Source organism: Marinobacter sediminum, assembly GCF_023657445.1.
GTDB lineage: Bacteria > Pseudomonadota > Gammaproteobacteria > Pseudomonadales > Oleiphilaceae > Marinobacter > Marinobacter sediminum_A.
This window is the reverse complement of record NZ_JAGTWY010000001.1, coordinates 1,288,328-1,301,832: the sequence shown is the minus strand read 5'-3', so window position 1 is coordinate 1,301,832 and position 13,505 is coordinate 1,288,328. Positions and strand designations below refer to the sequence as shown.

Sequence of the window (13,505 nt, the reverse complement as noted above, 5' to 3'; positions counted from 1 at the left end):
ATCCCCCGGTGCATATCTACAGCGCTATCAATAATGCGCAAGGCGTAAGAGCGTTAAAGTAATATCCGGTGCTGTGAAACGTGCCGGACTTCTGAAGCAGTATTTCTGGCAAAGCGGTACCGATTGGCATACGCTTAGGATTGCTTATCTAGAAATCGCAGGGAAAGAACCATGGATGGAACGCCCGCTGATCCTGGAAATCAATACCAGCCTGGAGCCCGGTTTCATGACCTGGATGATTTGAACCATGCAATCAGCGGTTCCAACCTCGAATTTGTCCAACTGAAATCCGGCAATATCGACATCGCGCTTGATCAGGTTTCATTGGGCGATCTCTCGATCGACCTCGGCAAGGTCAACGTGCCTCTTCGTGTGATGGGCGATCTGGACACCAGATGTTTTAGCATTGGCGTTTTCCCAGATGGCGCTCACGCCACCTGGAACGGCAATCCAGTCGATGCGTCGGAATTGTTGCTGTTCCCTCCCGGCAAGGAGCTCAACGGCTATCTATCGGCAAGCTATGGATGGACTTCTCTGGTCATCCCCCCCGAGTGGATCAATGCCATCGAAGAAACTACGTCGAGTACAAACCTGATTCAGGCCCGCTCCTGTATGACGATAAATATCAATCCCGAAAAATTGGCGAACCTGCGACAAGCCATAGCAAATATTGTTCGACCCGCTGACATTCCGCTGGATACTCTGGCGGCCGACTGGCTGGTGACCGATGTTCGCAATGCGCTCGGCGCCGCCCTGAGCTCGATTGACGCAACTCGAACGAAAGTGATGGCTCAAGTCAGCGGGCATTTTATTGTGGCGAAGCGAGCCGAATCCTATATGCGAGAGAGGATCGTTGAACCCATCAGCGTCGACGACCTGTGCGTGGCCATGAACGTCAGCCGTCGATACCTGGAATACGCTTTCGCCACTGCCTACGGGACCAGCCCTTCCCGCTATTTACGTTTGTTGCGCCTGCACCAGGTGCGTAGGCATCTAAAGGCGTCAGGCGGACAAACGACCGTCACCAACGAGGCGTTCAGAATGGGGTTCAACCACATGAGTCTGTTTACGACCCAGTACAAAAATGCCTTCGGCGAGTGCCCAAGCGCTACGCTTGCGCGGGCGATCACCTAGCCCCTGCCTCTTTTCCCCGCCCCAATCGCTTTGCCGCCGATCCTGATTCGTGCGGATTCACGATAGCGAACCGATTTCCTTCCGCCCTAGAATCAACGCTCACGCAATCCAGCGTCGAACGGTGTTGTGAACTATCATGACCATGCCGAATAAGAGATCGACCTATCACAGCAGACTAGATGAAGCGCTTGCCTACATCGCACGACACATGAAAGAAAGAATCCAGCTCGGTAATCTTTCTGAAGCGTCTGGTGTAAGTAAGCGAACGCTCGGTTATCTTTTTCTGCACACCTACGGCATCACACCAATGGCCTTCTTGAAACAGGAGCGACTGAAGAAAGCCAGGATGCTACTTCAGCATGCTGACCCTTCCAGGACCACAGTTACGAGTATCGCCCAAGAGTGCGGTTTCGCACACATGGGGCAGTTTTCACTCGACTACAAGCGGCAGTTCAGTGAATCACCTTCCGACACCTTGCTCCAGAGCCGGACAGGTGAGCGGAGCCCGGATCGTTCATAATCGACTGACGACGCGCCCGTTCCGATAACGCTATGCGTTTTCTTGATAGCGACCGGACAGCTATAGGGGAATAGTGAGGCTATGAACCTGGAGGAGGGATCACATGCGCGTCATTTCGTTTTTTATATTTCTGATTATCACGAGCACGGCGATCGCTGAAGAAGACCCGAGATTTAGCATCAGCATCGGGGCTTTTTTTACAGATCGCGACAGCCAAACGAGAGTGGACGGAGAATCTGGCCGAGGAACGGACGTAGACCTGGAGGACGACCTTGGACTCGAGAAGTCGGATACGGTTTTTCGGGTGGACGCTTACTGGAGATTCGCCGAAAAGCATCGATTCGACTTCAGTGCGTTCGATCTGTCCCGCTCTTCATCGAAACAGATTGAGAGGGAAATCATCTGGGAGGATACGACCTACCCTATCAGCAGCACTGTAGAGACAGAGTTCGACCTGGCCATCTATAAGCTGGGATACACCTGGATGTTTCTGAAACGCGATCGCAGCTTTCTTGGCGCCACTGTTGGCCTGTACATAGCAGACATGAGCGCGACTCTGTCTGCCTCTGGCGGCGGCAGTGTCGAATCGAGTGACCTGACAGCACCATTGCCAGTCATCGGTCTTCGCGGCGAACACCGCTTTGCTGACCGATGGGCTATCCGCGGCAGTGGGGAAATTTTTGCCGTTGACTACGGAGACTATGAAGGATCTCTGTACGACGTCTTCGTCGGTCTTGATTTCAGCGTGACCAAGGCCATTGCGGTTGGCGTCGGCATCAATTCCGTAAAGCTTGACGTTGGGGTATCAAAAAATAGCTTTCAGGGCGACGTGGACTGGCAATACGAGGGGGCATTGGCCTATCTCAAATTTGATTTTTAAGTGCTAATCAAACCAACAACACTGTAATAGAGAAAGGACTTATACCCCCTTTAACGAGTTTCCACGGGAGTAATTCCTCATGCACGGACGCAGACAGTACTCGATTCTCGTCATATGCTCGATCGTCTGGTCGCTGGACCGCCTACGATGAGTTTTGGGTAGAAGCTGATGCACGAGATCCGGGAAGTGGCAGTGACAACGCTGTACTTTGCTGTCTGGATTGGCGTGCTGCTTGTGTACAACTGCCTTTATGTCGTGAAAAGACACCTTGGGGCAGGGGAGATCGCCAGGCTTTTCTTATTGCCCCTTACGGAAGAACCCCGTGGTACTGGCAACTAGATTCATGACAACACCAACTGATTCCAGCGACTTGACCACCGGGCCCGAGAGCAATACCGGGGGCCGCTGGCTGTACCCGCTCCTGTTGGCTTTTCAAACCAGTGGTGTAGTCGTCATGTACTGGGAAAGACTGCCGGTGTTACGGCAACTCATACAAGACGGCCTTGTTTTTGCGACCCCCGAAACGCCCCTATGGTCGCTCGTGGCCGTAGCGCTGATTCAAGTGGGATATTGGATAGGCTATCGGCTGCGTCCGGCGCAGCCCAGTTACGTAAATCCGCTGCTCGGGCATTTTGTGTTGTTTGTGGCGCGACTTGTGTTTTTACTCGGATCTGCGGCGTTCTCGCTCTTGTTCATCGTAAACACGCCACCGGACTCCATACCAGTGTTTCGGTACTTGCTTTTGCTCGCAATGTTGTTCTCGTTATTTTGTTACACACTGGAACTGGAGCGATTGGGCAAGACCTTACTGGCATGAATAAGACAGTCAGCGATTAGCTGACCCGCGATCCTGTTGCGATGGCGCCTCCGCTCCCGGTATCCGGGTGCTGACCTGAAAAAAAGCTATATGTTGCGCAGAACTGATAGCGGTACAATCACAACTGGTCAAAGATCAAGCATACAAGAGCCGAAACCCCGGATAAACAAATGAAACTCAATCCGATTTTTATTGTGTTCGTTGCCAGTATCGCTACATCAACCTTTATCGGCTGCGCCAGTAAATCGAAAGACTCGAATCCGGATGAGCTGGAAAAGCAGCGCGCGGAAACTCGTGCCGATTTCCAGAATTTGATTACGGACGAAATCGATGACTCGGCGAGGGCTGAAAAGTTTGCGGCTTTATCAGCTGAAAGGGAACAGTTAATCAGCCAACACGCAACTGCAGTGCAGCACTACTCGAAAAGACTGAAGACTTTGAGCCGGGATTATTCAACCGAACGCGAAAACCTGGAAAACCTCATTCAAGAGTACAACGCGGAACGCCGCGCCGCTCAAGCCGAGTTCCTGGCTTTGATGGGCAAGATGAAGGCAACTGTTACGGCAAAAGAGTGGGAAAAGCTGGCGAAGTTTGAGTTGAAGGAACTTAACCCAAGAACCATGAGTTATCAGGCGGGAGGCCAGTAAGATGCTGGTGGCAATAATAGTTGCTTTTTTTCTGGGTGGTCCCAACGCATCCGGCGCGATCCTGACCCAAGACATGCTCAAGAGCTTCGAAAGGCTCGCACAGCAGGAAATCACCGATACGGCCAGGGCCGAAGCGGTCATGCAGGAGGTGGCGGCACTCCGGGATGAATTGAAGAAATTCGACAAAACGTTTGCTAAATCCGGCAAGGTTTTGACCGAATTATATAAAGATCACGACGCTGGTCCTGCCAGCCTGCAGGTGCAACTTGACCTGCTGAACGACGAGTGGGAAACAGCTCAATCTCTTGCACTCGACCACCGATTCGCCATCCGCGATCAGATGACAAAAGATGAGTGGGTCGCTGCGGTTGCGCAAACGACCGAATAAAAGGGGAGAGCAGAATCGACGCACCCACGGGTTAAGTATATTGCGTTAAAGGGATCACTTACTGTTAACCGAAAACAAGGAAAGCACAATGTACCGTTTGTTGCTCATCAAGGTTTTGGCTTTATCTGTAGTATCGTTGCCCGTTTTGGCGCAGAACGCCTCGCAGGAGCAGTCGACCATTGAAAGTCGGGCTGGCAGCGCAACCCGAACCACCACCGTCTCGGCTTCGGCAGTCGTTAAAGGTATCGAAAAAGAAACTCGAACCCTGATGCTTGAACTTCCTGGCGGCGACATGATTGAAGTCGCTGCAGATCAGCGCGTTCGCAATTTCGATCAGATCAGTTTGAACGATGAGATTGTTGTTGAGTACACGCAATCGCTGTCGCTGACCTTACAAAAAGTCCGGTCAGACGACGCGGACGTCTCAATCGGTGCCGCTGCGGCACGGGCCGAGCCCGGTATGAAGCCTGGTGGCGGGGTAGGGCAAATCGTTCAAGCCTTCGCCGATGTTGTGGCTGTTTCTCCTGGTAAAAGCACGATTACTCTTAAAGGCCCGCAGGGGCGAATATTCGAGCTGCTCGTGAATAATCCTGACCACTTCAAGGTAGTCAATGCCGGGGATCAGGTGTTGGTCACTTACACCGAGGCGGTGGCAGTTTCAGTTGAACCTGCAAAGTAGCCGGGCTCATGAGACTACCTTGGCGTTCCTGTCAAAACGAGAGACTAAAAACATGGGAAAACACATGAACAGAGGCATTTGTTTGTGGCTTGTCGCGTTGCTTGTTGGCTGCTCCTCAGCATCCACAAAAATTGATCGAATTGAAGAAATAAAAGTAGATAAAGCTTACCGAACGGTTCTGGTCTTTGCGGTCTCAAGCAAGAATCAGATTCGCAATTCAGTTGAGACTTCTCTAGTGGACCAGCTCAACAAGGACGGGTTTGACGCCGAGGCATTCGATTCATCCGCAGACAGCTTCCCCTGGAACGACCCCGACGCAATCCAGTCGCTGGTATCCAGCTCTGCAAAAGCCGGAAATTTTGACGGTGTACTGGTTACTGCACTGGTTAAAAAAGAACGGGACGTCAATTACGTTCCGGAGCAAATCGTTTACATGCCGGTTGTCGTTCCGATAGGGCCACTTGCGTCCAGAACCTATGTGGAAACAACGAGAATGCCCAGCTACTTCCAGGATTCTGTCAAATACACCCTTAAATCCACTTTGTTTGATACCGATACCAGTCAACCCGTATGGCAGGTGTTTTCGAGCACCCTGGACCCAGAATCTCTCGATTCGGCAGTACAGGACTATGGTCGTATCATTGTAAATGCGTTGCGCGACAGCCTGAAAAAGGCCGATAGATAAAAGTGAAAGGTTATCCTGCGTGGCCAAAATCATGCGCACCCACAAGTCAATCTTGATCCTGCAATCCTTTACCGAATGAGCGCCCCCATGACAAACCGCACTCCCCAACCGTTTATTGCAATGATTCTGGGCCTGGCCCTTACAGGCTGCTCCGCTCCCCAGAAGCTTACCCTGGGCGTGGACGATCCCTGCGCTTCTCTGAAGGTCATTATTGCGGACTATCCGTCGGGATTTGCCCAGTACCGCGGAAGCGCCACCAACTTCAACGCCATGACAGTTTTTTCGGCAAAGGAGCAGATCATCAAGGGCCACTGTGAGGTATGGTCCTGGGCAAACAACGATTCGGCCTATGTCTGCTCGGCCAATACGCCAAATGATGAGGTGGCCACCGCACGTTACAACGCAGCGGTCAGCTCTATATCCCAATGTATTGGAAACACCTGGGAATCGGCCGAAAGGGATCGCGTCCGGGACGGCGAAAAAGCCGGTGTAGCAACCCATTTCAAATCACCAGATCCAGCCGATCCGGATGTGTCGGTTCACAGAGTGGCAACTCGGGGGAGCTCTTCGGTCTACGTCTACGTGGGTAAGTCGGGCGACTTCTGAACCAGATGCCCAAACCCGTCATCGGGCTGGTGCAGGGCGCGGTCTTTGGCGGGGCTGCGGGGCTTGCGGCCTGCTGCGACATTGTAATTGCTAGAGGGCCACCCAAAGTACTAAAACTCCGTAACAGTATATCTCAGCATCTTGTGTGGAATTTATTCAGTACTTTCTTTGATTGTCCAAATCATTCCGGTAGTCAATCGGGGCTACGTCGAATTAAGTGCTTTCGGTGGAAGTTAAGTACTTTGCGTGGACGTTAGACGACCACTCAAACTGCTTAATCCGCAGATGCGATAAAACAGCTAGTTAGCAATGCCCTTCAACACAAAGTGCTTAAAAAAGGCGGCTCAACTTTCAGCGTAGAGACACTCAGCAGCCTTCCACACAAAGTACTTAAAATGGCGTATGGGCTCACGTTGCTGGTATTGATCCATAGGCTTGAGCATTCCGATTCGTCTTGGGATCAGCATTCGAAACGCTATGAATCTCGATCCCAATAGGGTGGATCTCCGAAGAAGCCGTCGATAAAGTCGATGAACGCGCGTACTTTGCTGGCCACCAACTGACGGTGGGCGTACACCGCGTAGAGGGCCATAGGCTCTGGCTCGTGGTCACTCAAAACGACTTTCAGTCTGCCTTCATGAATCGCTGGGCCGGTCAGGAAGGTGGGCTGAAGCGCAATGCCGGCCCCGGACAGTGCAGCAGACACCAGCACGTCGCCGTTGTTGCTCATCATTACACGCCTGGCGCTGGTGGTGCCGGTAAACCATTTCTGCAACGCCGGGATCGCGTTTGAATCCAGATAGCTGTAGTGCAGATAGTGATGGTGCTGAAGGTCTTCCGGGCGCTGGGGTTCGCCGTGTTGTTCCAGGTAAGCCGGCGATGCGCAGAATGCCAGCCGAACGGGCGCAATCCGTTTGGCAATCAGCGACGAGCTTCTCAGGCGGCCGACTCGCAGGGCAATGTCAAACCCCTCCTCGATAATGTCCACCTTCCGGTCGTTTACCTGCAGGTCCACTTCGACGGCTGGATGTGCATGCCGGAACGCGCTAAGCAGGGGCTCCATGTGACGGATCGCAAAGGACACCGGTGCGCTAATCCGCAACAGTCCGGAGGCCTCGGGCCGAAGATCCCCAATCTGATTTTCCAGGTTGTCGATGTCAGCCAGTACCTGGCGGGCACTCTCGAAATAGCGGGTACCGGCTTCTGTCAGATTGATCCGGCGGGTGGTGCGATTCATTAACCGGACGCCGAGGTGCTGCTCCAGCTGGGAAACATTTTTGCTAACCAATTGGGGGGAGGTGTCCAGGCGCTCTGCGGCTCGGGTGAAGGACCCATCCTGAACCACGTGAATAAAAGCGCGCATTGCGTTGATTCGGTCCACCGTCTCTCCCGTCTTCTTCGGTTTTTATCAACCAATAATTGATAATTAAACAACGTTATCCATCTTAGTTGCATCATTGAGTGATAGTAAAGTGGGTTCATCGGCCGGGCACCGGGCTTCGGCAAAATCCACCGATTAACGATTCGAGGTGAATATCATGAACCCAAACGTTGCAACCGCTCTGTTTTCATCAAATGGGGGCATTGCCGCCCTGGTTCTCCGGGTGCCAGTCGGCCTGATTCTGGCGGCCCACGGCGCGCAAAAGCTGTTCGGCTGGTTTGGTGGTTATGGACTGGACGGCACGGCACAGTGGCTGGCCAGCATCGGACTCGAACCCGGCCATCTCATGGCGCTACTGGCAGGCAGCGCCGAGTTTTTTGGGGGCCTTGCGCTGGCGTTGGGGTTTCTGACCCGCCCGGCTGCGTTCGTGAACGCCATCGCGATGCTGGTCGCTATCTTTGCAGTGCACATCGGCAACGGCCTGTTCATGGCCAATAATGGATACGAGTACGCCCTTACGTTGTTTGTGGTGAGTGTTGCGTTCGTTGTCCAGGGCGGTGGGCGCTATTCTGTGGATGACGAGCTGCTTTATTTCATCAGTGGTGGCGCAGCGGGCAACAGCGTGTTGCCGCCGGATGCCATCTGGATCAGGTAAGGTGTGACAATGACCGAAATCAGAACCAGCACCGTGGATGCCCTGTTTCTTTCCCATGGCGGTGGACCCCTGCCGCTGCTGGGCGACCTGGCGCATCGGGAAATGGTGGAGCAGCTCACCGACATGGCGGGCAGGCTCGCAAAGCCGTCCGCCATTCTGGTGATCAGTGCGCACTGGGAAGCGCCTGTGCCCAGGGTAACGGCTCATCCAAGCCCGTCGCTGATCTACGACTATTCCGGTTTTCCCTCAGAAGCCTACCAGATTGACTATGCCTGTCCCGGTGAGCCTGCGCTCGCCGGTCAGGTGGTTCAGGCCCTGGAGCAGGCGGGGATTCCGGCGCAAATGGACGATCAGCGTGGGTTTGATCATGGGCTTTTCGTGCCATTAAAACTGATGTATCCGGATGCCGATATTCCCTGTGTGCAGCTCTCGCTGAAAAGCAGTCTGGATGCGGCGGAACACATTGCAATCGGCCGGGCGCTGCAGGCGCTGGATTATGCCAATCTGCTGGTGATCGGCTCCGGGTTCTCCTTTCACAACATGCCAGAGTTTTTCAGGGCGGGTTCTTCGGAAGCGGATGCCCGCAATCAGGCTTTTCAGGACTGGCTTTACCAGACCTGCACCGACCCACAGCTGCCGGAAGCCGAGCGCGCTGATCGCATGGCCCACTGGGAACAGGCCCAGAATGCGAGATTCTGTCATCCGCGGGAGGAGCATCTTCTGCCGCTGCACGTGTGTTACGGGCTAGCGGGAAAAGCGAGTGACACTTATCTGTCCGCCCACATACTGGGAAAGGCGTCGGGCCTGTTTTACTGGCCATCGAATCGAACCACGGATCTGCGTGGCTGAAAATTAGGAATGCAGAACATCGCTGAACACGGAAGGACTTTGTATGACGCAAACCATCAGAACCATCGTTAACGCCAGACTCCAGGGAGTCGAGCAGCTTCAAAGTATCGCGATTTCAGACGGTCGGTTTACCAGGATTTCAACCCAGGCCGGGCGCGTCGAGCCGGGCGCTGACGAACTCGATGGATCGTGCAATCTGGTTGTGCCGCCTTTTGTGGAGCCGCACATTCATCTGGACGCCGCCATGACCGCCGGAGAACCTCGGTGGAACCAGAGCGGAACCCTGTTTGAAGGGATCGAATGCTGGTCCGAGCGCAAGGCAAGTCTTACCCGAGACGATGTCATCAGCCGGGCTGAGCAAACATTGAAGCTGTTTGCCGACAACGGTATCCAGTATGTTCGCACCCATGTGGACGTGACCGACCCCAAGCTGACCGGGCTGAAGGCTATGCTGGAAGTGCGCGAGCGTGTTGCGGGTACCGTAGACCTCCAGATTGTGGCTTTCCCACAGGAAGGGCTCTGGTCTTTTCCACAGGGCAGGGAACTGATGGAGGAGGCGGTGCGCCTTGGGGCGGATGTTGTTGGTGGCATCCCCCATTTTGAATTCACGCGCGATTATGGGGTTGAGTCGGTCCGCTGGCTGGTTGAACTAGCGCACAAGCATGACCGGCTGGTGGACGTGCATTGCGACGAGATTGACGACCCGGAATCCCGGTTTCTTGAGGTTTTGGCCGCTGAAGCCCTGAGGCTGGATTATGGCTCCCGTGTTACGGCGAGCCACACCTGCGCCATGGGTTCCTACAACGATCATTACTGCAGTCGGTTATTCAGGTTGCTCAAGAAATCCGGCCTGCGGTTCCTGTCCATGCCAACGGAAAGCCTGCACTTGCAGGGCCGATTCGACGGTTACCCCAAGCGCCGTGGTTTGACTCGAGTTCCGGAGTTGCTGGACGCGGGTCTCAAGGTAGCGTTTGGTCAGGACTCTATCCGCGATCCCTGGTATCCCCTCGGCAATGGCAACCTGCTCCGGACACTGGATGTGGGGCTGCATGCCTGCCACATGCTGGGTATGGGCTGGATTGAAAAGTCTCTGGAGCTCATTACCGATAACGGTGCGGCTGCGCTGGATCTTGAAGAATACGGCATTAAAGAGGGACTACCTGCCCGATGCGTTGTTTTGCAGGGCCAGTCTCCCTATGAGGTTTTGCTCGGGCAGTTACCCGTATTGGCCTCGATTCGGGATGGTCGGGTATCGGTTAATCGGCCGGCCGACTCGAACAACTAGCGGGTAGTGCGGTCTTTCGGGAACAACCAGAACGCAAACCACCTCGTCATCCGCGGCATTAGAACATAAGTCATTAACAGCATGACCACCACAGTGACCAACATTGTGCGTAAAAGAATGGGCACCTGCGCCAGCGACTCTCCAAATAGGACAAATACGAGAGTGACTGCCGGATAAAGGGCGATTTAGCACTTTGGACGACCACACAAAGTGCTAAATCCGTGAAACCTATAATCAGAGGTTTACGCTCGAAGTCCACACATATTCTGTGGTCGTCCATAAAATAGACGACCACAGAAAGCACTAAACTTCCGCCACCGTATATCAGTGACTTACCCTCCAAAATCCACACAAAGTGCTAAACAGACTTAAAGCAGATTCGAGAATAGGGCGCTCATTCCGGTTTCCACACAAAGTGCTAAATTCGGCGTCCGACCCGGAGTTCGGAATAGTCTCACTGGAACGGAAAGATTCGAGGCAAGCAACAAACTTTGTTAGCAGGGGACACAATTAAACAAAAGCGAACATTGATGCCTCTCACCCATAAGCGGACATTTTCGAGGCGTATTTCACACTGCGAATAATGACCGCTGCCTGATAAAAGCGGACCTTTTTGACGACGACGAGATGGTCTAGTGAAGGGAGTCTGGACCGGGTAAGTCCAATGATAGGCCAGGAATGTCTAGTGGACCGGCGTAAGTCCAGACTCTAATTACGCATGCACCGATTTTAGGGGATGGTTACACGGCGACCTGCAGCCAATGGCAGTCTTTCCCAGGCAGTGCTAATCATCAGCAAACTCCGACACCATGAAATCAAAGACTCGCCTGATTCGAGGGTTGGTTCTCAATTCATTGTGGGTAACTATCCATAGGTCTATGGTGATCAGAGGAAGATTCGAGATAACGACACGTTCTACCAGCGGCTCGTTATCTCCAATTTCTTCTACTGTGGCGGTAATGGCCATACCTTGTTTAACCAATTCCCACTGAACAATATGGCTATTTGAAATAACTGGGAAATTCTGTCTGGTCAGACTAAAGCCCTGCGAATTGAGCAAAGTCATCAGGCGGCCTGGTTTCTCAGTATCGATGAAGTTCGCCTTGTTCAACTCGGCGATCGACGGAGGATATCCCAGTTGCTGCAGATAACTTTTGGCTGCGTAGAGATGACCTCGAACACTGCACAGTCTTTTTGCAATCAACTCCGGCTGTGTAGGACGAACACTCCGGATCGCAATATCGGCCTCTCTTCGATTGAGGTCGCGTTGTTCGTTAGTTGAATATATTTCGATTTCAATGCCAGGCTCCAGCTCCCGTAACGCCTTGATCATGGGTGGCAGCATAAACGTGGAAAGGAGCTCGGAAGCGGTGATGCTAACGTCGCCCTCGATTACATCTGATTTACCCGAAGCCGATAAAGAAAACTGGTTAGCGGCATCACCCATCAGCCGCACATGTTCTAACAATTTGATGCCATTGGGCGTTAGCTCAAGGCCTCGACCTCGCCTGGTAAATAAATCGAATCCAATTTCACTCTCCAGCGCCGCCACCTGTCGCCCCAAGGTAGGTTGCGTCATTCCCATTGACCGGGCTGCCGCAGCCAGGGAGCCTTCTTCCGCCGTTACCAAAAAAGCCCGGGCACGATTCCAGTCGAATGTTATCGATTTCCAATCCATACAAATATGCATACCTGAAGTCCAGCCTTCATTGTATTGCTTTTATTTATGTATTGGTAGGATTGTCGTCCAGAAATCACATCCACAGGATAAATAGAGATGAAATTACCTGCCCTTGTACTACTGGTAGCAACACTAACAATCAGCGGATGTGCAAGCCTGATTCAAACTGCCTCTATATCCGAAGCCTATAAGCACTATGATCTTCAAGAATACGAACGTACGTTGGCGCTGATCTCCCAGGCAGAAAACGCAGACGAGATGTCGGCCGAAACAAAAGCCGAATTGACTTACTTAAAAGCTAAGACTTACGAGAGGCTAGGTAAGAGCGAGATAGCTTACACCCATTACGAATATCTGGCCCGGGAGCACAGCAGTTCGCAATACGGCTACCTGGCTGTCAAGCAACTGGATGCTCGCTAATCAACGTCAGTCATCCAATCTTTAGTTAACTTTTACCTGAGATCTTACAATTGAAAGACATCATTGTTTGGGCAATACATACCCCCACGGGAACGCTCGCCCTGGTGACAGCTGTCGTTGCCATGTTCGCCAGGAAAGGCAGTGCACGTCATAGGAAAGCAGGTTCCTGGTTTACTGTATCCATGATGGTCATGCTCGTATCGGGTATTGCAGCCGCGTACCTCAAAGAGACCATCATTGACATGATGTTGGGTGCGTTCGTGATGTATACCGTGTTTACTGCCTGGCTCGCCGTTCACCATAAAAAGAATGAAACTGGTCTTCTCGAAGTAATTGCTTTGATATGGGTGGTCGGCTTCGCCATTACTGCATTTTCTATCAGTATAAGTTGGCGCGGGTTAGAGGCGCCCCTTGCCTATCTGATCTGGGGTGGATTGGCGATTCTATGCGCATTCGGGGACATCCGTAACCTATACCTGTCAGGGCTTTCTGGCACACAACGCATTATTCGGCATGTCTGGCGCATTGGCTTTTCACTGGTATGGGCGGCTTTAGCATTCACCGACAAAATCGTGAAAATGCTGGGTGCTAATCTTAAGACCATGCAGGAAGAACAGCTGTTACTCATCGTTGCAATACCAACCATGGCCATACTTATCACCATCTTATATTGGATAGCCAAAATCCTGTTTTTCTCTCACAAGAGATTCGCTGGTTACGGTTAGCTAAACTTTTACGTCCACTCTGCGTCGTTCTGAGGAACTGACGCTGATAATTTGGGCGTCTGTTGGACGGCCTTGTCAGACCGTCGGTGCGCTCCGCATTTTATGTCTTTGAATACTGTTTATTCGTACAGTATTAATGTTACTTTCTTACAT

The 13,505-nt window shown here is 52.6% G+C and carries 16 protein-coding genes and 1 pseudogene; 15 read left to right on the top strand and 2 right to left on the bottom strand.

What is annotated here, in order from left to right; genetic code table 11:
* The first annotated feature begins 171 nt into the window (after positions 1–171).
* The 10 genes and pseudogenes from KFJ24_RS06250 to KFJ24_RS06205 form a co-directional block, all read left to right on the top strand.
* Positions 172–1,134 (top strand): AraC family transcriptional regulator, encoded by a 963-nt coding sequence (locus tag KFJ24_RS06250; protein ID WP_250830201.1) that lies wholly within the window; start codon positions 172–174, stop codon positions 1,132–1,134.
* Positions 1,135–1,270: 136 nt separating this feature from the next.
* Positions 1,271–1,654, top strand: coding sequence for a helix-turn-helix domain-containing protein (locus KFJ24_RS06245; protein ID WP_250830200.1), 384 nt, complete (start codon positions 1,271–1,273; stop codon positions 1,652–1,654).
* Positions 1,655–1,757: 103 nt separating this feature from the next.
* Entirely contained in the window at positions 1,758–2,534 is a 777-nt protein-coding gene (locus tag KFJ24_RS06240) for a hypothetical protein (protein WP_250830199.1), read from the top strand.
* Positions 2,535–2,877: 343 nt separating this feature from the next.
* On the top strand, positions 2,878–3,351 hold the full coding sequence (locus tag KFJ24_RS06235; protein ID WP_250830198.1) for a hypothetical protein: 474 nt from the start codon (positions 2,878–2,880) through the stop codon (positions 3,349–3,351).
* A gap of 170 nt (positions 3,352–3,521) precedes the next feature.
* Positions 3,522–3,998 (top strand): hypothetical protein, encoded by a 477-nt coding sequence (locus tag KFJ24_RS06230; protein WP_250830197.1) that lies wholly within the window; start codon positions 3,522–3,524, stop codon positions 3,996–3,998.
* A 1-nt stretch (position 3,999) separates the two neighbouring features.
* Positions 4,000–4,386 carry a hypothetical protein gene (locus KFJ24_RS06225; protein ID WP_250830196.1) on the top strand — a complete coding sequence of 129 codons (387 nt, stop codon included), beginning with the start codon at positions 4,000–4,002 and terminating at the stop codon, positions 4,384–4,386.
* An 88-nt stretch (positions 4,387–4,474) separates the two neighbouring features.
* Positions 4,475–5,065 (top strand): hypothetical protein, encoded by a 591-nt coding sequence (locus KFJ24_RS06220; protein WP_250830195.1) that lies wholly within the window; start codon positions 4,475–4,477, stop codon positions 5,063–5,065.
* 19 nt (positions 5,066–5,084) lie between these two features.
* Entirely contained in the window at positions 5,085–5,750 is a 666-nt protein-coding gene (locus KFJ24_RS06215; RefSeq protein WP_250830194.1) for a hypothetical protein, read from the top strand.
* An 87-nt stretch (positions 5,751–5,837) separates the two neighbouring features.
* A complete protein-coding gene (locus tag KFJ24_RS06210) occupies positions 5,838–6,356 on the top strand; it encodes a hypothetical protein (protein ID WP_250830193.1) in 519 nt (172 codons plus the stop codon).
* A pseudogene (locus KFJ24_RS06205) lies at positions 6,350–6,448 on the top strand (enoyl-CoA hydratase-related protein); the annotation flags it as partial. The gene KFJ24_RS06210 and the pseudogene KFJ24_RS06205, both read left to right, overlap by 7 nt.
* A 383-nt stretch (positions 6,449–6,831) precedes the next feature.
* Here KFJ24_RS06205 and KFJ24_RS06200 read toward each other — a convergent pair.
* A complete protein-coding gene (locus KFJ24_RS06200; RefSeq protein ID WP_250830192.1) occupies positions 6,832–7,737 on the bottom strand; it encodes a LysR family transcriptional regulator in 906 nt (301 codons plus the stop codon).
* Positions 7,738–7,894: 157 nt separating this feature from the next.
* Here KFJ24_RS06200 and KFJ24_RS06195 point away from each other — a divergent pair, with 157 nt between their 5' ends.
* From KFJ24_RS06195 to codA, 3 genes are read left to right on the top strand one after another with little or no spacing between them, the layout of a single operon-like run.
* The gene (locus KFJ24_RS06195) at positions 7,895–8,392 is read left to right on the top strand and encodes a DoxX family protein (RefSeq protein ID WP_250830191.1); all 498 of its coding nucleotides are present in this window, start codon (positions 7,895–7,897) and stop codon (positions 8,390–8,392) included.
* Positions 8,393–8,401: 9 nt separating this feature from the next.
* Positions 8,402–9,241, top strand: a complete 840-nt coding sequence (locus KFJ24_RS06190; RefSeq protein WP_250830190.1) for a DODA-type extradiol aromatic ring-opening family dioxygenase — start codon at positions 8,402–8,404, stop codon at positions 9,239–9,241.
* 43 nt (positions 9,242–9,284) lie between these two features.
* The gene (gene codA, locus KFJ24_RS06185; RefSeq protein WP_250830189.1) at positions 9,285–10,526 is read left to right on the top strand and encodes a cytosine deaminase; all 1,242 of its coding nucleotides are present in this window, start codon (positions 9,285–9,287) and stop codon (positions 10,524–10,526) included.
* A gap of 784 nt (positions 10,527–11,310) precedes the next feature.
* Here codA and KFJ24_RS06180 read toward each other — a convergent pair.
* Positions 11,311–12,204 carry a LysR family transcriptional regulator gene (locus KFJ24_RS06180; protein WP_250830188.1) on the bottom strand — a complete coding sequence of 298 codons (894 nt, stop codon included), beginning with the start codon at positions 12,202–12,204 and terminating at the stop codon, positions 11,311–11,313.
* Between the two features lie 99 nt (positions 12,205–12,303).
* Between KFJ24_RS06180 and KFJ24_RS06175 the strand changes: the two genes are divergently transcribed.
* Together KFJ24_RS06175 and KFJ24_RS06170 are read left to right on the top strand one after the other, a co-directional pair.
* Positions 12,304–12,627: a hypothetical protein gene (locus KFJ24_RS06175; RefSeq protein WP_114611745.1), complete on the top strand. Its 324-nt coding sequence runs from the start codon at positions 12,304–12,306 to the stop codon at positions 12,625–12,627.
* A gap of 50 nt (positions 12,628–12,677) precedes the next feature.
* Positions 12,678–13,352 (top strand): hypothetical protein, encoded by a 675-nt coding sequence (locus KFJ24_RS06170; protein ID WP_250830187.1) that lies wholly within the window; start codon positions 12,678–12,680, stop codon positions 13,350–13,352.
* Positions 13,353–13,505: the final 153 nt, after the last annotated feature.